The sequence below is a fragment of the uncultured Microbacterium sp. genome (assembly GCF_947489255.1).
GTDB lineage: Bacteria > Actinomycetota > Actinomycetes > Actinomycetales > Microbacteriaceae > Microbacterium > Microbacterium phycohabitans.
On sequence record NZ_CANLCY010000001.1, the window covers coordinates 179,606 to 198,488 of the forward strand.

The 18,883-nt window shown below is 70.7% G+C and carries 17 protein-coding genes; 5 read left to right on the plus strand and 12 right to left on the minus strand.

Features of this window, described 5'->3' with window-relative positions; translation table 11 throughout:
* Positions 1-54: 54 nt before the first annotated feature.
* Positions 55-654 (minus strand): DUF305 domain-containing protein, encoded by a 600-nt coding sequence (locus tag Q0818_RS00890; RefSeq protein ID WP_298870327.1) that lies wholly within the window; start codon positions 652-654, stop codon positions 55-57.
* Complete coding sequence (locus Q0818_RS00895; protein WP_298871679.1) at positions 651-2,810, minus strand: heavy metal translocating P-type ATPase; 2,160 nt, start codon at positions 2,808-2,810, stop codon at positions 651-653. Before Q0818_RS00895 ends, Q0818_RS00890 begins: the two co-directional genes overlap by 4 nt.
* A gap of 242 nt (positions 2,811-3,052) precedes the next feature.
* Between Q0818_RS00895 and Q0818_RS00900 the strand changes: the two genes are divergently transcribed.
* Positions 3,053-3,517 (plus strand): metalloregulator ArsR/SmtB family transcription factor, encoded by a 465-nt coding sequence (locus Q0818_RS00900; RefSeq protein ID WP_298870328.1) that lies wholly within the window; start codon positions 3,053-3,055, stop codon positions 3,515-3,517.
* 19 nt (positions 3,518-3,536) lie between these two features.
* Entirely contained in the window at positions 3,537-4,514 is a 978-nt protein-coding gene (locus Q0818_RS00905) for an SRPBCC family protein (RefSeq protein WP_298870329.1), read from the plus strand.
* A 140-nt stretch (positions 4,515-4,654) separates the two neighbouring features.
* Here the strand turns inward: Q0818_RS00905 and fdhA are convergent, their stop codons facing one another.
* The 4 genes from fdhA to Q0818_RS00925 all read right to left on the minus strand — a co-directional run bounded on the left by fdhA (position 4,655) and on the right by Q0818_RS00925 (position 8,309).
* Positions 4,655-5,872, minus strand: a complete 1,218-nt coding sequence (fdhA, locus tag Q0818_RS00910; protein WP_298870331.1) for a formaldehyde dehydrogenase, glutathione-independent — start codon at positions 5,870-5,872, stop codon at positions 4,655-4,657.
* Between the two features lie 187 nt (positions 5,873-6,059).
* Positions 6,060-6,503, minus strand: coding sequence for a hypothetical protein (locus tag Q0818_RS00915; protein ID WP_298870332.1), 444 nt, complete (start codon positions 6,501-6,503; stop codon positions 6,060-6,062).
* A 97-nt stretch (positions 6,504-6,600) separates the two neighbouring features.
* A complete protein-coding gene (gene sufU, locus Q0818_RS00920; RefSeq protein WP_298870335.1) occupies positions 6,601-7,056 on the minus strand; it encodes a Fe-S cluster assembly sulfur transfer protein SufU in 456 nt (151 codons plus the stop codon).
* Entirely contained in the window at positions 7,053-8,309 is a 1,257-nt protein-coding gene (locus tag Q0818_RS00925) for a SufS family cysteine desulfurase (RefSeq protein ID WP_298870337.1), read from the minus strand. Before Q0818_RS00925 ends, sufU begins: the two co-directional genes overlap by 4 nt.
* A 118-nt stretch (positions 8,310-8,427) precedes the next feature.
* On the opposite strand from Q0818_RS00925, the gene Q0818_RS00930 reads away from it, so the two are divergent.
* From Q0818_RS00930 to Q0818_RS00940, 3 genes are all read left to right on the plus strand, one after another.
* On the plus strand, positions 8,428-8,901 hold the full coding sequence (locus Q0818_RS00930; RefSeq protein WP_298870339.1) for a hypothetical protein: 474 nt from the start codon (positions 8,428-8,430) through the stop codon (positions 8,899-8,901).
* Positions 8,901-9,023 (plus strand): hypothetical protein, encoded by a 123-nt coding sequence (locus tag Q0818_RS00935; RefSeq protein WP_298870341.1) that lies wholly within the window; start codon positions 8,901-8,903, stop codon positions 9,021-9,023. The genes Q0818_RS00930 and Q0818_RS00935 overlap by 1 nt, the downstream gene beginning before the upstream one ends.
* Positions 9,024-9,345: 322 nt before the next feature.
* Positions 9,346-10,173: a hypothetical protein gene (locus tag Q0818_RS00940; RefSeq protein ID WP_298870343.1), complete on the plus strand. Its 828-nt coding sequence runs from the start codon at positions 9,346-9,348 to the stop codon at positions 10,171-10,173.
* A 4-nt stretch (positions 10,174-10,177) separates the two neighbouring features.
* Here the strand turns inward: Q0818_RS00940 and Q0818_RS00945 are convergent, their stop codons facing one another.
* The 6 genes from Q0818_RS00945 to kdpA form a co-directional block, all read right to left on the minus strand.
* Positions 10,178-10,639 carry a DUF488 family protein gene (locus Q0818_RS00945; protein WP_298870345.1) on the minus strand — a complete coding sequence of 154 codons (462 nt, stop codon included), beginning with the start codon at positions 10,637-10,639 and terminating at the stop codon, positions 10,178-10,180.
* A 157-nt stretch (positions 10,640-10,796) separates the two neighbouring features.
* The gene (locus Q0818_RS00950; protein ID WP_298870347.1) at positions 10,797-11,468 is read right to left on the minus strand and encodes a response regulator; all 672 of its coding nucleotides are present in this window, start codon (positions 11,466-11,468) and stop codon (positions 10,797-10,799) included.
* Positions 11,465-14,044, minus strand: coding sequence for a DUF4118 domain-containing protein (locus tag Q0818_RS00955; protein WP_298870348.1), 2,580 nt, complete (start codon positions 14,042-14,044; stop codon positions 11,465-11,467). The genes Q0818_RS00950 and Q0818_RS00955 overlap by 4 nt, the downstream gene beginning before the upstream one ends.
* A 277-nt stretch (positions 14,045-14,321) precedes the next feature.
* Positions 14,322-14,912 (minus strand): K(+)-transporting ATPase subunit C, encoded by a 591-nt coding sequence (gene kdpC / locus Q0818_RS00960; protein ID WP_298870350.1) that lies wholly within the window; start codon positions 14,910-14,912, stop codon positions 14,322-14,324.
* 11 nt (positions 14,913-14,923) lie between these two features.
* Positions 14,924-17,197 (minus strand): potassium-transporting ATPase subunit KdpB, encoded by a 2,274-nt coding sequence (kdpB, locus tag Q0818_RS00965; protein WP_298870352.1) that lies wholly within the window; start codon positions 17,195-17,197, stop codon positions 14,924-14,926.
* Positions 17,197-18,882 carry a potassium-transporting ATPase subunit KdpA gene (kdpA, locus tag Q0818_RS00970; RefSeq protein ID WP_298870353.1) on the minus strand — a complete coding sequence of 562 codons (1,686 nt, stop codon included), beginning with the start codon at positions 18,880-18,882 and terminating at the stop codon, positions 17,197-17,199. Before kdpA ends, kdpB begins: the two co-directional genes overlap by 1 nt.
* Position 18,883: the final 1 nt, after the last annotated feature.

Genomic DNA, 18,883 nt, shown 5'->3' on the forward strand with positions numbered 1-18,883 from the left:
GTCGACCGAGGAGGGTGGGGGCGAAGCGCCACGGCGCCCCGCCCCCACCGCTGCTCACGGGGAGGCGAGCAGGTCTTTCATCGTGGCGATCTCGGCCGTCTGGCTGTCGACGATCGAGCGGGCCAGGTCGACGACCTCGCTGTCCTGTCCGTCATCGATCTCGCTCTGGGCCATGTCGACGGCACCCTCGTGGTGCTCGATCATCTGCTCGAGGTAGAGACGTGCGGCATCGCCGCCCTCGGCATCCTCGAGCTCCTGCATGTCGGACTCCGACATCATCCCGCCGTGATCCATTCCGCTCATGCCCCCGCTCATCGACACGCCCCAGTCCGAGAGCCACCCCTTCATCGTCTCGATCTCGGGGCCCTGGGCGGCCTTGATCTGCTCGGCGAGGGCGGTGACGCTGCCGTCGACACCCGTCTTGCCGAGCAGGGTGTCCGACATCTCGATGGCCTGCTCGTGGTGCGGGATCATCATCGTGACGAACATGATGTCGGTCTCCGACGCCTCGGCGGCCGTGGTGGCCGTGGCCATCGGGCCGGAGCCGTGATCCATGCCGGGCATGGACCCGGATCCGATCGTGCCGGAGCATCCCGCGAGGGCGAGCACGGCGGCCAGGGGGAGGGCGGCCGCGGCCGCGAATCGGGTCTTCATCGTTTCTCCTCGTCGTTCGCCCGTGGGCGGGTGGGGGCGTGGTTCTCGTGGAGGCGAGTGCCTTCGCGATGCCCGGGGTCGTCCGCCGGCCTCAGGTCGAGCCTCCGGAGCAGCTGCGCGTTGACGGCGACGACGATGGTCGACAGCGACATCAGGATCGCCCCGATCGACATCGGCAGCACGAACCCGACCGGTGCGAGCACGCCCGCCGCCAGCGGCACCGAGAGCAGGTTGTATCCCGCGGCCCACCACAGGTTCTGCGTCATCTTGCGGTAGGCGGCACGCGACAGGTCGATCGCGGACAGGACGGCGCGGGGGTCGTCGTGCGCCAGGATCACGCCGGCGGAGGCGATCGCCACGTCGGTCCCCGCCCCAATGGCGATGCCCACGTCGGCCTGAGCGAGAGCCGGGGCGTCGTTCACGCCGTCGCCGACCATCGCCACCGTCCTCCCCTCGCGCTGCAACTGCTCGACCTTCGACGACTTGTCCTCGGGGCGTACGCCCGCGAAGTACCGGTCGATCTCGACGGCCTCGGCCACGGACGCGGCGACGGCCTCGGCATCGCCCGTGATCATCACCACCTCGACGCCCCGATCGCGCAGCGACCGCACGGCGCTGATCGACTCGGGGCGCACCTCGTCAGCGAGTCGCAGGGCACCGGCGACCGCACCGTCGACCACGACGTGCAGGATGATCGCACCCTCATCGCGCCACGATCGCGTCTCGTCGATCTCGTCGAGACCCTTCTCCTCGAGCAGGTGCGGTCCGCCGACCTCGACGACTCTGCCCTCGACCCGGGCGCGCACGCCGACGGCGGGAGCGGAGGAGAAATCGTCGGCGCGGGGCACCGTGAGCGCCTCGGCCTCCGCGGCGGCGACGATCGCCCGGGCCAGCGGGTGCTCGGAATCGGATTCCGCCGCGGCTGCCCACGCGAGCACGCGGTCCGCGTCGGCGTCGGAGGTGGGAGCGACGGCCGTCACTGCGGGGGCGCCCGCGGTGAGCGTTCCCGTCTTGTCGAAAAGCACGGTGTCGACGGCCCGCATGCTCTCGAGCGCGAGACGGTCCTTCACGAGCACACCGGCCCGCGCGGCCCGCTCCGTCGCGATGGACACCACCAGCGGGATGGCGAGGCCGAGCGCGTGAGGGCACGCGATCACGAGCACGGTGATCGTGCGCACCACCGCTTCGTCGGGCAGGCCGATGAGCGTCCAGGCCACCGCCGTGATGACGGCGGAGCCGAGCGCGAACCAGAACAGCCACGCGGCCGCACGGTCGGCGATGCGCTGCGCGCGCGACGACGAATTCTGCGCGTCCGACACGAGCTTCTGGATGCCGGCGAGGGCGGTGTCGTCGCCGACCGCGGTGATGCGGACCCGTACGCCCGAGTCGGTGGCCACCGTGCCCGCGACGACGGCGTCGCCTTCGGCGCGGCGGACCGGGCGCGATTCGCCCGTGATCATCGATTCATCCATGCTCGCCGAGCCCTGGACGATCTGTCCGTCAGCGGGCACCCGCGCCCCCGGACGCACGACGACGACATCGTCGATGCGCAACTCCGACGGCGACACGCTGACCGTGGAGTCGCCCTCGACGCGTTCTGCCTCGTCGGGAAGGAGCGCGGCGAGCGAGTCGAGCGCCGAGGTGGTCTGCGCGAGCGACCGCATCTCGATCCAGTGCCCGAGCAGCATGATCACGATCAGGAGGGCGAGCTCCCACCAGAAGTCGAGTTCGTGATCCAGGATGCCGAGACTCGCCCCCCACGATGCGAGGAAGGCGACGGTGATGGCCAGCGCGATGAGCAGCATCATGCCCGGCGCGCGGGAGCGCACCTCCGACACGGCGCCGGTCAGGAACGGCGATCCGCCCCAGACGTACATCACGGTGCCCAGAGCCGGCGAGATCCAACCGAGCCACGCGGCATCCGGCAGCGGATAGCCCAGCAGCATCGCGAACATCGGCGAGAACGCGACGACCGGCACGGCCAGCACGAGCATGATCCAGAACAGTCGTCGGAAGGCAGCGACGTGATCGCCGTGTCCGGCGTGGCCGGCGTGGCCGCCGTGCCCGGCGCTGCCGCCGTGGTCACTGTGCCCGGTGTGGGCGGCGTGCGCCTGGTGGTGCCCGTGCTCCGCGTGGTCTCCGGGTGCGGAACGCATCGACTCGTGCTGTCCCGCGCGTCCCTGGTCGGAGGGCGCAGCGTGGACGTGATGATCGCTCATACGTCCTCCTCTCGTGCCGACCCGGTGAGCGTATACCCCATGGGGGTATAGAGGGGCCGCCTTGCGCCAGGACGCCCCCCGGGTCAGCGAATCCGGGCGGCCGGCTGTCTGAGAGTCGCTGCGGCGCGCCGTCATGAGCCCCTTGCCGCACGGGTCGATCACCGCTAACGTGCAACCAAATGGTTGAACAACAGAGCGACGCCGACATCGACCGGGTGTTCCACGCCCTCGCCGATGCCACGCGGCGCGACATCGTGCGGCGCACGCTGGTCTCCGAGCAGTCGGTGACCCAGCTCGCGGCGGCCTACGCGATGTCGTTCGCGGCGGTGTCGAAGCACATCGCCGTGCTCGCCGAGGCGCGGCTCATCACCAAGCGCGCGGAGGGGAGGGTGAGGCTCGTGCGTGCCGATCCGTCCGCGATCGCCCGGGCGCAGCAGCTGCTCCGCTCGTACGAAGACCTCTGGCGCGGGCGCGTCGGCCGGCTCGACGCGCTGCTGTCCGAAGAGGCGGATGCCGCGGCATCCACAGCGGTCCCGCCCACAGAGTCACCGGGTGGAGCGGCATCCACCCCTCGACCCGCCGCGGTTCCGCCCCCAGGGGCCCCGCCCGCCACGGCATCCGCCCCCGAAACCCCCGCGCCCTGACCCGACGAAGGAGTCCGTCATGCCCGTCACATCCGTCGAGAGCGACACCGAAGCGCTCACCATGACCCTGATCGCCGACTTCGCCGTCGGCCCGGACCGCCTCTGGGCGGCGTTCACCGACCCGCGTCAGCTCGAACGCTTCTGGGGTCCTCCCGGGTGGCCGGCGACGTTCGACGCGTTCGACTTCACGGTCGGCGGGCACGCGAAGTACCACATGACGTCTCCGCAGGGTGAGCGCGCGGGCGGAGCGTGGGAGTTCACCGCGATCGACGAACCCCGCGGGTTCGAGGTCATCGACTCCTTCGCCGACGAGAACGGCGAGCCCCTCGAGGGGATGCCGTCGATGCGCATGGTCTTCTCGTTCGAGGCCGCGCCCGAGGGCTCGCGGATGACGAACGTCAGCCGCTTCGACTCCGTCGAGGCGCTCGAGCAGGTCGTCGCGATGGGTGCCGTCGAGGGCTCGACCCTCGCGATGAACCAGCTCGACGCCGTGCTGCAGGGCCTTCGCGAGTTCGCCCAGGGGAAGGGGACGCAGCTGGAGGTGCTGAGCGACCAGCACGTGCGGATCACACGCCTGATCGACGGCCCGCGCGAGCTGGTGTGGCGCGCGCACGTCGACCCCGACCTGATGCGGCAGTGGATGCTCGGCCCCGACGGCTGGCGCATGACCACGCACGAGGTCGATCGGCGCGTCGGGGGCGGATACCGCATCGCCTGGACCCCCGAACCCGGCACCGAGGGGGAGCCCTTCGGTTTCGACGGGGAGATCCTGCTGCTCGACGATCCCCGGCGCATGGTGCAGACCGAGCACATGACCGGCACCGACTTCCCCTCGACGGTCAACGACCTCTCGCTCTACGAAGAGGACGGGGCGACGCTGCTGACGCTGCTGATCGAGTATCCGGATGCCACGACCCGCGACATGGTCCTGGCCACCGGCATGATCGACGGCATGGAGGAGAGCTACCGCCGTATGGAGCGCGTGGTCATGGGGTGAGGGGGATGCCGCGGCGCCGAGGCCGTGGCATCCGGCCCTCGATCGGGCCCCTGTCGAAGCTCGAAGTCGCACGCGGTGCTCGCAGACTCCGCCGGGAGATCTGCGAGCACCGCGCCGTTCTGCGAGCTCCGGGGCGAGCGTCAGCTCGTGATGTACCCGTTCGGGTTCAGCACGTACTTGCGCGGGGCGCCCTTGTCGAAGTCGGCGTAGCCCTGGGGGGCTTCGTCGAGTCCGATCGGGGTGGCGTTGACGGCCTTCGCGATCTGCACCTTGTCGTGCAGGATCGCCATCATCAGCTGCCGGTTGTACTTCATCACGGGGCACTGACCGGTCGTGAACGACAGCGACTTCGCCCAGCCGAGCCCGAGTCGCAGCGACAGCGACCCGACCTTCGCGGCCTCGTCGACCCCACCGGGGTCGCCCGTGACGTACAGACCCGGGATGCCGACCCCGCCGCCCGCCGCGGTCACCGTGAACAGCGAGTTGAGCACCGTCGCCGGGGCTTCATGACCCGCATCGGCCCCGTGGCCGCGTGCCTCGAACCCGACCGCGTCGACCGCGGCATCCACTTCGGGGACGCCGAGGATCTGCTCGATCTGCTCTCCCGGGTCGCCCTTCGACACGTCGACGCTCTCGAAGCCGAGTGAGCGCACCTGCGCGAGGCGCTCCGGGTTGAGGTCGCCGACGAGCACCGCGGCCGCACCCAGCAGCTGGGCGCCGACGGCCGCGGCGATGCCCACGGGCCCCGCGCCGGCGATGTACACCGTCGATCCGGGCCGGACGCCCGCGGTGTACGCGCCGTGGAAGCCCGTGGGGAAGATGTCGGACAGCATCGTCAGGTCGAGGATCTTCTCGAGCGCCTGCTCGCGGTCGGGGAAGACCAGCAGGTTCCAGTCGGCGTAGGGCACGAGCACGTACTCGGCCTGGCCGCCGACCCACCCGCCCATGTCGACGTATCCGTAGGCGCTGCCGGGGCGGTCGGGGTTCACGTTCAGGCAGATGCCGGTCTTGCCTTCCTTGCAGTTGCGGCAGCGGCCGCACGCGATATTGAACGGGACCGAGACGATGTCGCCGACCTTGACGAACTCGACGTCGGGTCCGACCTCGATCACCTCGCCGGTGATCTCGTGACCGAGCACGAGCCCGGCCGGAGCCGTGGTGCGCCCGCGCACCATGTGCTGGTCGGAGCCGCAGATGTTGGTGGAGACGGTGCGCAGGATCGCACCGTGGGGGACCTTGCGGCCCACGTTCGCCGGGTTGACGCCCGGCCCGTCCTTCAGCTCGAACTCGGGGTAGTCGGTGTCGATGACCTCGACGACTCCGGGCTCCTTGTACGCGACTGCTCTGTTCCCTGACATCTTCGTCCTCTCCGGCCGGTCGCCCGACCGATCGTGTCGTGCAGGCGGGATCCGGGGATCCCCGCCGCGCGGCATCCGGTGGGGATGCATCGACGCGGCGTCTGCCTTCAGACAACGCCGAGGTCGAGCGTCGGACAAGACGGGTGCGGCTTCGCGCCGCGAGGCGTAAGGTGCAGGGCTTCGAGTGTCAGGCCGCCGGAGCCGCCCTGCGCACGAGAGCGCGGATCGTCTCCTCGACCTCGGGCGTGACCTCGACCACCGCGTATGACACCGGCCACATCGGGCCGTCGTCGAGCTGGGCCGAGTCGTCGAAGCTCACCGTGCCGTAGCGGGTCTTGAACTTGGATGCCGGCTGGTAGAACACCACGACCTTGCCGTCCTTGGCGTAGGCGGGGAAGCCGTAGTACGTCTTGGGCGTCAGGTGCGGCGCTTCGGCGAGCACGATGACGTGCAGCCGTTCGGCGACCGCACGGTCGACGCCGTCGAGCTTGTCGATGGCCTCGATGCAGGCCTCGTTCTCCTTCTCGAGCTTCGCTGCGCCCTTGAGACCCTTCATCGCCTTGAGTTCCTCGGCGCGCTGTTTCATCGCCGCGCGTTCCTCGTCGCTGAATCCCGCTCCACCCGTGGCCATGGCATCCGCCCTCTCGTCGGTCTGGGGGCAGAATAGCGCCGAGGCCGGCGCGAACACAGGGCCGTGCCGCGCACACTGTGCGCGGACGCTCCGTGGGTCAGGCCTGCCGCAGGCCCTCTTCCAGCGCGACCCACGCGAGCATCGCGCACTTCACGCGGGCGGTGTACTTCGACACCCCCGACAGGGCGGCGGCATCCGCGAAGGTCTCCTCGTCGAGGGGGATCTTGCCGCGCGAGCGCAGCGACTCGCGGAACCGCTCGATCAGGACCTGGACGTCGGCGGTCGGCATCCCCTCGTCTCCGCCGTCTTCCTGCAGCAGGGCGACGAGCATGGATGCCGACGACTGCGAGATCGAGCAGCCCGCGCCCTCCCAGGTGACGGATGCCACGCGGTCGCCCTCGACGTCGACGCGGAGCGTGATCTCGTCGCCGCAGATCGGGTTGCGCTGGTGCACGGTGGCGCTGTGCGCTCCGGGCTCGGCGAGACCGAAGCCGCGGCGGTTCTTCGCGTGGTCGAGGATGAGCTCCTGGTACAGCGACTCGAGCCCGCTCATGCGCGTGCTCCCGCCGCGCCGACGCCGAAGAACCCGCGAACGCCCGAGACGGCGTCGAGGAACGTGTCGATCTCGGCCTCGGTCGTATGGATCGCGGCGCTCGCGCGCACCGACGCCGTCACACCGAAGCGGCGGTGCAGGGGCTGCGCGCAGTGGTGTCCCACGCGGACGGCGACCCCGCGGGAGTCGAGGAACTGCCCCACGTCGTGCGCGTGGACCCCCTCGACGACGAAGGCCTGCAGGGCGACGCGCTCCGCGGCATCCGTGTCTCCGAGCAGGCGGATGCCGTCGATCGAGCGGAGCCCCTCGCGCATGCGCTTCTCGAGCGCGGCCTCGTGCGCGTGCGCGGCGGCGAGGTCGTGCTCGCCGAGCCAGCGCACCGCGGCGGCCAGGGCCACGGCCTGCGACACCGGCTGCGTCCCGGCCTCGAAACGCTGCGGCGGCGGGAGGTACTCGGCCTCGTCGAGGGTGACGGTGGTGATCATCGACCCGCCCGTGGTGAACGGCGGCAGGGACTCGAGCACCTCGTCGCGACCCCAGAGCGCGCCGATGCCATAGGGGCCGTAGACCTTGTGTCCCGAGAACACGGCGAGGTCGACCCCGGATGCCGGCAGGTCGAGCGCGAGGTGCGGAGCCGACTGGCACGCGTCGAGCACGGTCAGAGCGCCGACGGCGCGGGCGAGGGTGACGAGCTTGGCGACCGGGTTCACGATGCCGAGGACGTTGGAGACGTGCGGGAAGGCGACGACCTTCGTGCGCTCGCCGATGAGGTCGGCCGCGGCGTGCATGTCGAGCATGCCGTCGTCGAGCACGGGGATGTGACGCAGGCGCGCGCCGGTGCGCCGGGCGAGCTCCTGCCACGGGATCAAGTTGGCGTGGTGCTCGGCCTCGGTGACGACGATCTCGTCGCCCTCGCGCAGGCGCCCCGCGTATCCGAGCGAACCCGCGACGAGGTTGAGGCCGCCGGTGGCGCCGCTCGTCCAGACGAGCTGCTCCGGCTCGGCGCCCACGAAGTCGGCGACCGTGATGCGGGCGTCTTCGAACAGCTCGGTCGCCTCGGCGGCGAGCGTGTGGGCGCCGCGGTGCACGGCCGAGTTCGCCCGTTCGAGGAAGTCGCGCTCGGCGTCGAGCACGGCGCGCGGCTTCTGGCTCGTCGCGCCGGAGTCGAGATAGACGAGCGGGTGGCCGTCGACCTCGGTCTCGAGGATCGGGAAGTCGGCGCGCACGGCGTCGACGTCGAAGGCAGGGGTCACTCTTCTAGGCTACGCGGCGGCGGATGGCCGGGCGCGTTCCGTCAGGGTCGTCGGGCTCCCCGCATGGAAAGCGTCAGGGCCCCGCATCCCGGGACGGCGGGGGCGTAGACCGGATGCCATGACCCTCACGGCCTTGCTCCCGACCCTCCGCTCCAGCATCCCGGCGCCGTTCGACGCCGCGGCGTGGCCCGCCGGCTCCGCCCCGACGCTCGACGACGTCACCGTGCGCGCGATGTCGGTCGGCCGCTTCGCCGAGATCTGCGGCACGCCCTGCGTGTGCACGGGCCCGGCGGTGATCCCGGCGTCGGGCGGGGTGGCATCCGCGGTCCAGTCGACGACCGTGGTGGTCGCGACGGTGGTGGATGCCGCGCCCGACACCGTGCGGCTCGACGCGTGCGTCGCGGGTCTCGACGTGATCTGGCGCGAGGCGCGACTGATCGGCCGGGTGTCGCGTGCCTACGACGAGCGGTACGCCGTGGTCGACGCGCACGGCGATTCGTGCGGAGCGGTCGTGCTGCCGGGCGACCTGCGCGTCGGCGATCGCGTGGCGGTCCCGTGCCCCGGATGCCACACCGTCGGCGAGGTGCGCTGATGCTGCTGCACTCGATCGTCTACGCGTGCCGCTGCGCGCGGGTTCAGGCGGAGTTCGAGGCGGTGGAGGCCGAAGACCTCTCGGTCTCACGATTCTTCTCGGAGCATTCCTCCGAGAGGTGAAATCCCAGATCCGGAATGCCGCTCGGGAGGGTGGAAGATCGACGGTTTCAGTACGCCGATCACAGAACGCGAATTGCACTCATCCGCTCGTCGACACTCTGACGGGCACCTGGTGAAGCTTCTCCTCAACGCGTAGATCCCCGGGAGGAAAGGTGCGTCGCCACCTCCATGCCTCGTGACCGCTGCCCAGGGCGGTATCGGTCGGTGGAATCGGCGCCAGGCGACTTCACCCTCTTCAGGCGTCGATTTACTCCGGTTCGCGAAAATGTGACGCCGATGCCTCGCCACAAGAATCCGAAAGGCCCCCAATAAAGTCGCCCTCATGGTGGTGAACGGAGAGCGAGCTCGCATCCTGGTGACGGTCAAGGCAGCGCCGCAGCCGTCGGCCAAGTACGGCGACACGGTATGCGTGGCCGGCATTCGCGTGGACACAGGCGAGCACGATTGGGTGCGCCTGTATCCCGTGCCGTTCAGGTGGCTCGACGCCAATAGTCAGTTCGGCAAATACGACATCGTCGAGCTCTTCATGCGACGCAGAACCCAGGATTCGCGCAAGGAGAGCTACGTTCCTGACACCCAGTCCATCAGGGTCAGTCAGCATTTGGACGGATGGGAGGAGCGCACCCCGTTCATCAACGACGTGGCTCTGACGACCACATGTCGGTTGATGAGCGAGGCCGAGACGGACCACGCGGCCCCGTCGCTGGGAATGGTGTCCGTCGCCGAACTGATCGATTTCACTCTCGAGGAGCACCCGGGCTGGTCCGCCGAGGAGCAGGCGAAGATCGATCGCTCGATGGCAGCGGGGGAGATGGACGTCTTCGGGACCTCGACACAGCCGACGAAGCTTCGTGCTCCGCGTGTGAAGCTGCGCTACCGCTATCGCTGCCACGAAGAACGTTGCCCGGGGCACTTCGGTCAGAACCTCGATTGGGAGCTCCGCGCTTTTCAGAACCGCTTCCACAGCGACTCGATCGGACGGCTGAAGGAGCGCGTCGAACAGCGATTCGTTGACATGATGTTCTCCCCGAAGCGATCCACGTCATTCTTCATGGGAAACTTCGAGGCGGCCATCAAGCGAAGCAAGTTCAGCGTTCTCGGCGTTTACTGGCCCCCCGCGGGCGTCGCCTCGAAGGTGACCCTCTTCTGAGACCTCACGCAGTTGCCGGCAGCAGCTCCATGAGGCGCGAGCGAACGGCGGCGAGCGTCTCTCGGCGATGGCAGTGGAGCTCAGACGCCTCGAAACAGAGCAGCGCGATCCTCTTGTGCCTCGCCAGGTCCGCGAGCTCGGCCACCGCGGCAGCGCCGGCCTCGGTGGCGATGGACGTGTTGTAAGTCGCTCGCGCCGCGCGGCCCTCCGGGGTGTTCCAGTCCTCACCGAACCCCGCGCGGTTGTCTCTGGGATTGCCGAGTTCGGGCTTGTGGCGATACTCGATCCCGTTCTCGGCCAGGGCCGCGCTGAGAGCACGCTTGGAGAGACCGGCCTTTCGGGAGATGGCGTTCAACCGGACGTCGATCAGAACCGCGACGCCCATCGCACGCAGGTTCTCGATCAGCTCGGCGAGGTTTTTCCCCTCGTAGCCGATGCCGATCGCGCCCGCGTTCTCTGTCATCATGGCTCCAGAGTAACCGGGGCGCTCCCGAGCACGCGGAGCAGTCCCCGAGGGTGTTGATTCCGCTGAGTCGACCTCCCCGGGGACGTCGACAGCACCGCGGGGGACCTCCCGATGACTCCGCGCCCCAGGTCGATCCCACCCTCCGCTGGGCTCGACCTCACACCACCAGCCGATACCCCATCCCCTGCTCTGTGAGCAGGTGCGCCGGGTTCGACGGGTCGGCCTCGAGCTTCTTGCGCAGTTGCGACATGTACAGCCGCAGGTAGCCGCTGTCGGCGACCTGCTCGCTCGCCCAGATCTCTTTGAGCAGCGTCTGGCGCGTCACGAGCGAGCCGGGGTTGCGGGCCAGGAACTCCAGCATCCGCCACTCCGTCGGGGTCATGTGCACCCGGACGCCGCCGCGCAGCACCGCCTTCGCCGACAGGTCGACCTCGACGTCGCCGAAGCGCACGACCGCGTCTCCGGATGCCGGGACCGACCGCCGCGCGTGCACCCGCAGACGCGCCAGCAGCTCGTCGATCTGGAACGGCTTGGTGACGTAGTCGTCGGCACCGGCGTCGAGGGCCTCGACCTTGTCGGCCGAGCCCGTGCGGCCCGAGACGACGATGATCGGCGCCGTGGTCCAGCCGCGCAGGGCCTCGATCACCTGCACGCCGTCGAGGTGCGGCATCCCGAGGTCGAGCAGCACGATGTCGGGATGCGCTTGGGCGGCCAGCGTGATCGCCGCGGCGCCGTCGGCGGCGGCGACCACGTCGTAGCCGTGGGCGGCGAGGGTGATGCGCAGGGCGCGGACGAGCTGCGGGTCGTCGTCGGCGATCAGGACCTTCACGGGGCGTCCTCTCGGGTTCCGGATGCCGCGGGCCGCGGTGCGGGCGTGGACGCGGGCTCGGCGACGCCGGTGTACGGGTCGTCGGCGGGGCCCTCGTCGGAGACCGGCAGCGCGATGACCATCGTGAGCCCGCCGCCGGGGGTGTCCTCGGGGGTGAGGGTTCCGCCCATGCCCTCGGCGAAGCCGCGGGAGAGGGCGAGGCCCAGGCCGAGGCCCGCGGTGTTGTCGGTGTCGCCGAGGCGCTGGAACGGCGAGAACATGTCCTCGCGGCGTTCGGCGGCGATGCCCGGGCCATGGTCGATCACGCGGATCTCGGCGGTGCCGCCCAGACGGCTCGTCGCGATGCGCACGCGTCGACCCTCGGGCGTGTAGCGCTCGGCGTTGGTCAGCACGTTCACGAGCACGCGCTGCAGCAGCACCGGGTCGGCGCGCAGGGCGGGGAGGTCGGGATCGAGGGCGAGCTCCACGGCATCCGGGCCCAGGTCGAGCTCGTCGAGCGCGGTGAGCACGACCCCGGCGGCATCCACCGCCGTGAGCGACACCGCGAGCACGCCGGCCTGCACGCGACTGACGTCGAGCAGGTCGGTCACGAGCACCGACAGGGTCGCGAGGCTCTCGTCGGCGGTCTCGAGCAGCTCGCGGCGGTCGTCGGCCGAGAGGTTGTCGCCCGCGGCGCGCAGGCCCCCGAGGCTGGCGACGGCGGCGGCGAGCGGGCGGCGCAGGTCGTGGCTGACGGCCGAGAGCAGGGCGCTGCGCACCTGGTCGGTCTCGGCGAGGGCCCCGGCCTCGGCGGCGGTCTCGGCCAGGTCGGTGCGCTCGAGGGCGGCGGCGAGCTGTGCGACGACGACGTCGAGCAGGCGCCTCTCGCCGGCATCCAGGTCGCTGCCGTGGAGCTCGAGGCGCGCGCGGTCGTTGCCCACGGACACGATGGTCGAGCGGCCGTCGCGGACGGGTTCGCCGTCGGTGGCCAGCGTCGACCCATCGGATGCCACGAGCCGCACCCCCGCGAGCCCGAACGCCTCGCGGGCGCGGCTCACCAGAGCCGGCACGGCGCTCTCGCCGCGCAGGACGCTACCGGCCACGGTGGCGAGCAGCTCCGCCTCGGCGGCGGCACGGCGGGCCGCACGGGCGCGCCGGGCGGCCTGATCCACGACGACGCTCACGAGCGTCGCGATGATCACGTAGAGCGCGAGGGCGATCGCGTTGGCAGGATTGCTGATGGTCACGGTGTAGAGCGGCTCGATGAAGAGGAAGTTCAACGTGACACCCGACAGCACGGCCGCGAACACCGCGGGCCAGATCCCGCCGATCAGCGCCACGATCACGACGAGCAGCTGATAGACGAGCACGTCGGCGGCGACGGAGTCGTCGGTGCCGGTCGACAGCAGCAGCAGGGAGATGAGCGGTCCGCCCACGAGCGCGGTGACGAAGCCCAGGATGCGACGCTTCGCGCTGAGCGCGGGACCGGTGAGGCGGGGGAGGGCGAACCGACCGCCGGCGCGCGCGTGGTTGACGATGTGCACGTCGATGTCGCCGGAGAGACGGATGACGGTCGCGCCGATGCCGGGACCGGTGAGGGCGGCCGCCACCCGACCGCGGCGGCTCACGCCGATGACGAGCTGCGAGGCGTTGACCGACCGGGCGAAGTCGACGAGCGCGGTGGCGGGGTCGTCGCCGACCACCTGGTGATACGTTCCGCCGAGCGTCTCGACGAGCGCGCGCTGCTCGGCGAGGGCCCCGGGGGCGCTCGCGCGCAGGCCGTCCTGCGTCGACACGTGCACGGCGAGCAGCTCGCCACCCGCCGACCGCGCGGCGATGCGCGCGCCGCGGCGCAGCAGCGTCTCGCCCTCCGGTCCGCCGGTGAGGGCCACGACCACGCGCTCGCGCGCCTGCCACGACCCCTCGATGCCGTGCTCCGAGCGGTAGCGCTGCAGAGCGGAGTCGACCTCGTCGGCCAGCCACAGCAGGGCGAGCTCGCGCAGCGCCGTGAGGTTGCCGAGGCGGAAGTAGTTCGACAGGGCCGCGTCGATGCGCTCGGCGGGGTACACGGAGCCCGCGGCCAGGCGATCGCGCAGCGACTGGGGTGCGAGGTCGACGACCTCGATCTGGTCGGCCGCGCGCACCACGGCATCCGGGACCGTCTCGCGTTGCACGACGCCCGTGATCTTCTCGACGACGTCGTTGAGGGAGGCGATGTGCTGCACGTTGACGGTCGTGATGACGTCGACGCCCGCCGCGAGCAGCTCCTCGACGTCGATCCAGCGCTTGTCGTTGCGCGAGCCGGGCGCATTGGTGTGCGCGAGCTCGTCGACGAGGGCGATCTGCGGATGCCGGTCGAGCACGGCATCCAGGTCCATCTCGTCCAGCGCGACCCCGCGGTGGGCGACGGTTCGCCGGGCGACGACCTCGAGCCCCTCGGCCTGGGCGGCGGTGGCGGCGCGACCGTGCGTCTCGACGACGGCGATCACGACGTCGCGTCCCTCGTCGCGGAGCCGGCGGCCCTCCTCGAGCATCTCGTACGTCTTGCCGACGCCCGGCGCCATGCCCAGCAGCACGCGCAGCCGCCCGCGCTTCACGATGCGCCTCCCTCGCGCGAGGGTGACCCCGCGCGGCGTAAGGTCCCTGAGCCTGTCGAAGGGACCGGCGTGGGTGGGGTCGCGGTGGTTTCGACGGGCTCAGCCACCTGGTGGGCAGTCGGCTCGATCGGAACCCAGGTCCCTGAGCCTGTCGGAGGGACCGTGGCCCCCGCGGCCGCGTCGACACGCTCCGCGCTCGCTTCCGGCGCACGGCGCCGCCGCCGCGCGAGAGGCGCGACGGCGGCGGGTGACAGACGCATGTTCCTGATTCTCGTCGTCAGAGCGCGTCGAGCGCGCGATTGAGCTCGAGCACGTTCACGCGGGCCTCGCCCAGGTAGCCCAGGTCGCGGGACTGCACGTGCTGCTGCACGAGCGCCTCGACGTCGGAGACCGGGATGCCGCGGGCCTCGGCGACCCGCGCCGCCTGGCGCTGCGCGTTCGCGACGGAGATGTCGGGGTCGAGGCCCGAGCCCGAGGCGGTCAGGGCGTCGGCGGGGATCGACCCGGAGCCGTCGAGCTCGCGGGACGCCGCCTGACGCTCCTCGATCGAGGAGATGAGGTCGTCGTTCTCGGGGCCGAGGTTCGATCCGCTCGAGGCGGCGGAGTCGTAGCCGTCGCCGGCGGCGGAGGGACGCGACTGGAAGTACTCCGGCAGCGCCGCGCCGTCGGCATCCGTGAAGGACTGACCGATCAGCTGCGAGCCCGCGACCTGCCCGTCGGCCGAGCGCACGAGCGAGCCGTTGGCCTGGAAGGGGAGGGCGACCTGTCCGACGGCGGTGATGACGAGCATGTAGCCGACGCCGAGCAGGACGGTGAAGACGAGCATCGCGCGGACGGCGACGCCGGCGGTACGCAGGGTGGTGCGCATGAGGGGGCCTTTCAGAAGCCGGGGAGCAGGCTCACGACGAGGTCGATGAGCTTGATGCCGATGAAGGGGACGATGACGCCGCCGAGCCCGTAGACGAGCAGGTTGCGGCTGAGGATGCTCGACGCGCTCGCAGCGCGGTACTTCACGCCGCGCAGGGCGAGGGGGATGAGCACGATGATGACGATCGCGTTGAAGATGATCGCGCTGGTGACGGCGGATGCCGGCGAGTGCAGGCCCATGACGTTCAGCACGGCGAGTCCGGGGAACACGCCCATGAACATCGCCGGGATGATCGCGAAGTACTTCGCGATGTCGTTCGCGAGCGAGAACGTCGTCAGCGCGCCGCGCGTGATGAGCAGCTGCTTGCCGATGCGCACGATGTCGATGAGCTTGGTCGGGTCGGAATCGAGGTCGACCATGTTGCCGGCCTCCTTCGCGGCCGAGGTGCCCGTGTTCATCGCCACGCCCACGTCGGCCTGCGCCAGGGCGGGGGCGTCGTTGGTGCCGTCGCCGGTCATCGCGACGAGATTGCCGCCCTCCTGCTCGCGCTGGATGAGGGCGAGCTTGTCTTCGGGGGTGGCTTCGGCGAGGAAGTCGTCGACTCCGGCCTCGGCGGCGATCGCCTTGGCGGTGAGCGGGTTGTCGCCCGTGATCATCACGGTGCGGATGCCCATGGCCCGCAGCTCGCCGAAGCGCTCGCGCAGCCCGTCTTTGACGACGTCCTTGAGGTGGATGACGCCGAGCACGCGGCCGACGCCGACCGCCACCGGGAGCTGCGGGGTGCCGGTCCCTTCGACAGGCTCAGGGACCTCGGTTGCAGCGGAGGTGGCTGAGCCCGTCGAAGCCACCGGGCGTCCCGCCGGAGTCCAGGTCGCGACGACCAGGGGCGTGCCGCCCGACTGCGAGATGGCATCCGTCGCGCTCTGCAGCTGCGCCCGCAGCGCCTCGGGGACGGGGGAACCGGATGCCGCGAGCCAGGCCACCACGGCCGACGCGGCGCCCTTTCGCACCTGCGTGCCGTCGACGAGGTCGAGCCCCGACATGCGCGTCTGCGCCGTGAACGGAACCGGCTCGGCCCCGCGGGGCATCTCGGCGACGATGCCCTGCGCGGCCGCCAGCTCGACCACCGACACGCCCTCGGGCGTGGGGTCGGCCTGCGACGACAGCGAGGCGTACTCCGCGAGCTCCGGGCCGCCGACGCCCTTCATGGCGACGAAGGCGGAGGCGCGGCGGTTGCCGTAGGTGATCGTTCCGGTCTTATCCAGCAGCAGAGTGGTGACGTCTCCCGCGGCCTCGACCGCGCGGCCCGACATGGCCAGGACGTTGCGCTGCACGAGCCGGTCCATGCCCGCGATGCCGATCGCGCTGAGCAGCGCGCCGATCGTCGTCGGGATGAGGCACACGAGCAGCGCCACGAGCACGGGGATCGAGACGGGCGATGCCGCGTACGAGGCGATCGGGTTCAGCACGAGCACCACGACCACGAACACGATCGACAGGCTCGCCAGCAGGATGTTCAGCGCGATCTCGTTGGGCGTGCGCTGGCGCGAGGCGCCCTCGACGAGGGCGATCATGCGATCGACGAACGTTTCACCGGGCTTCGACGTGATCTTCACGACGATGCGGTCGCTCAGCACGCGCGTCCCGCCGGTGACGGCGCTGCGGTCGCCGCCCGACTCGCGCACGACCGGGGCCGACTCGCCCGTGATCGCCGACTCGTCGACCGTCGCGATGCCGTGGACGATGTCGCCGTCGCCGGGGATGAGCTCGCCGGTCTCCACCAGCACGATGTCGCCGACGCGGAGGTCGCCCGAGGGCACGTCCTCGGTGGAGGCTCCGGATGCCGCGGGGTCGGCCGTGGCGTCGTACGACACGACGCGGCGGGCCGAGGTGGTCGTGCGGGTCTTGCGCAGGGTCGCGGCCTGCGCTTTGCCGCGGCCCTCGGCGACCGACTCGGCGATGTTCGCGAAGAACACCGTGAGCCACAGCCAGACGGCGATGCCCCAGGTGAACCCGAACGGCAGCTGCTGGTCGGACGCTGAGCCCGTCGAAGCGTCCCCGAGGAACGGCTCGGCGATCGCGATGAGCGTTGTCAGCGCCGCGCCCACCCACACGAGGAACATGACGGGGTTGCGCCACTGGGCGGCGGGGTTGAGCTTCTTCGCCGCGCCGGGGAGGGCGGCGACGATCTGCGCGGCGCTGAACGCGCGGCGCGGGGCGGGGGCGCCGGACCCTTCGACGGGCTCGGGGGCCGACGGGTGGGGAGCGTGGGTGAGGGTGGACATCAGCGGGTCAGTCCTTCAGCGAGGGGTCCGAGAGTGAGGACGGGGAAGTAGGTCAGAGCGGTGACGATCACGGCGACACCGGCGAGCAGGCCCGCGAACTGCGGGCGGTGCGTCGGCAGCGTCCCGACGGTCGCGGGCACGGCATCCTGGGCTGCGAGGGCACCGGCCAGGGCCAGCACGAACACGATCGGTAGGAACCGGCCGAGCAGCATCGCCACCCCGAGCGCGGTGTTGAACCACGGGGTGTTGGCGGTGAGGCCCGCGAATGCGGAGCCGTTGTTGTTCGCCGCCGAGGTGAAGGCGTAGAGCACCTCGCTGAGTCCGTGCACGCCGGGGTTCCAGATCGACGTCGACTCGACGTCGGAGCGGATGGCGGGGATGCCGAAGCTCAGCGCGGTGCCGGCGAGCACCAGGGTGGGCGTGACGAGGATGTAGAGGCTCGCGAGCTTGATCTCGCGCGGCCCGATCTTCTTGCCGAGGTACTCCGGCGTGCGGCCGATCAGCAGTCCGCCGACGAACACGGCGATCACGGCGAGGATCAGCATGCCGTACAGGCCCGAGCCGACGCCGCCGGGGGCGACCTCGCCGAGCATCATGTTGATCATCGGCATCATGCCGCCCAACGCCGTGTAGCTGTCGTGCATCGAGTTGACGGCACCGGTCGAGGTGAGCGTGCTCGTCGAGCCGAACAGCGTCGAGCCGAAGATGCCGAAGCGCACCTCCTTGCCCTCCATCGCCGCGCCGGCCAGCCCCGGCGCGGTTCCCGCGCCGACCGTCTCGGCCCACGTGAGCAGAGCGGTGGATGCCACGAAGATCGCCGCCATCACGCCGAGGATCGTGTAGCCCTGGCGGTCGTCGCCGACCATGCGGCCGAAGGTGCGGGGGAGCGAGAACGGGATCACCAGCATGAGGAAGATCTCGAAGAGGTTCGTCCACGGGGTCGGGTTCTCGAACGGGTGCGCGGAGTTGACGTTGAAGAAGCCGCCACCGTTGGTGCCGAGCAGCTTGATCGCCTCCTGGGATGCCACCGGCCCGCCCGGGATCGACTGGGCCGCACCCGTGAGGGTCGTGGCATCCGTGAACCCGGTGAGGTTCTGCACGACGCCGCCCGCGAGCAGCACGACGGCCGCGATGACCGCGAACGGCAGCAGCAGGCGGAACGTGCCGCGCGCGAGATCGACCCAGAAGTTGCCGATCACGCCGCTGCGGCGGTACGCGAAGCCGCGCACCAGGGCGACCGCGACGGCGATGCCGACGGCGGCCGAGACGAAGTTCTGCACCGTGAGCGCGGCGAACTGCACCGTGTAGCCCAGGGTGGACTCGCCCGCGTACGACTGCCAGTTGGTGTTGGTGACGAACGAGACGGCGGTGTTGAACGACAGTGCTTCGCTCGGGGCCTCGAGCCTCAGCGCGAACGGCAGCACCGGCTGCAGGCGCATCAGCGCGTAGACGAAGACCACGCCGACGACCGAGAACAGCAGGACGGAGCGCAGGTAGGCCTGCCACGTCTGGGCGCTGCGCGCGTCGACGCCGATCAGGCGGTAGAGCCCGCGCTCGACGGCGAGATCGCGCTCGCCGGTGTAGATGCGGGCGATGTAGTCACCGAGGGGGCGGTACGCCAGGCCCAGGGCGACGATGAGGGTGAGGCTGGTCAGGACGATCGACCAGAGGGTTCCGGCATCCATG

Coding starts and splice junctions, on each gene's coding strand:
- Q0818_RS00890 (WP_298870327.1), bottom strand. CDS start 654: ATGAAGACCCGATTCGCGGCCGCGGCCGCCCTCCCCCTGGCCGCCGTG.
- Q0818_RS00895 (WP_298871679.1), bottom strand. CDS start 2,810: ATGCGTTCCGCACCCGGAGACCACGCGGAGCACGGGCACCACCAGGCG.
- Q0818_RS00900 (WP_298870328.1), top strand. CDS start 3,053: ATGGTTGAACAACAGAGCGACGCCGACATCGACCGGGTGTTCCACGCC.
- Q0818_RS00905 (WP_298870329.1), top strand. CDS start 3,537: ATGCCCGTCACATCCGTCGAGAGCGACACCGAAGCGCTCACCATGACC.
- fdhA (WP_298870331.1), bottom strand. CDS start 5,872: ATGTCAGGGAACAGAGCAGTCGCGTACAAGGAGCCCGGAGTCGTCGAG.
- Q0818_RS00915 (WP_298870332.1), bottom strand. CDS start 6,503: ATGGCCACGGGTGGAGCGGGATTCAGCGACGAGGAACGCGCGGCGATG.
- sufU (WP_298870335.1), bottom strand. CDS start 7,056: ATGAGCGGGCTCGAGTCGCTGTACCAGGAGCTCATCCTCGACCACGCG.
- Q0818_RS00930 (WP_298870339.1), top strand. CDS start 8,428: ATGACCCTCACGGCCTTGCTCCCGACCCTCCGCTCCAGCATCCCGGCG.
- Q0818_RS00935 (WP_298870341.1), top strand. CDS start 8,901: ATGCTGCTGCACTCGATCGTCTACGCGTGCCGCTGCGCGCGGGTTCAG.
- Q0818_RS00940 (WP_298870343.1), top strand. CDS start 9,346: ATGGTGGTGAACGGAGAGCGAGCTCGCATCCTGGTGACGGTCAAGGCA.
- Q0818_RS00945 (WP_298870345.1), bottom strand. CDS start 10,639: ATGATGACAGAGAACGCGGGCGCGATCGGCATCGGCTACGAGGGGAAA.
- kdpC (WP_298870350.1), bottom strand. CDS start 14,912: ATGCGCACCACCCTGCGTACCGCCGGCGTCGCCGTCCGCGCGATGCTC.
- kdpB (WP_298870352.1), bottom strand. CDS start 17,197: ATGTCCACCCTCACCCACGCTCCCCACCCGTCGGCCCCCGAGCCCGTC.
- kdpA (WP_298870353.1), bottom strand. CDS start 18,882: ATGGATGCCGGAACCCTCTGGTCGATCGTCCTGACCAGCCTCACCCTC.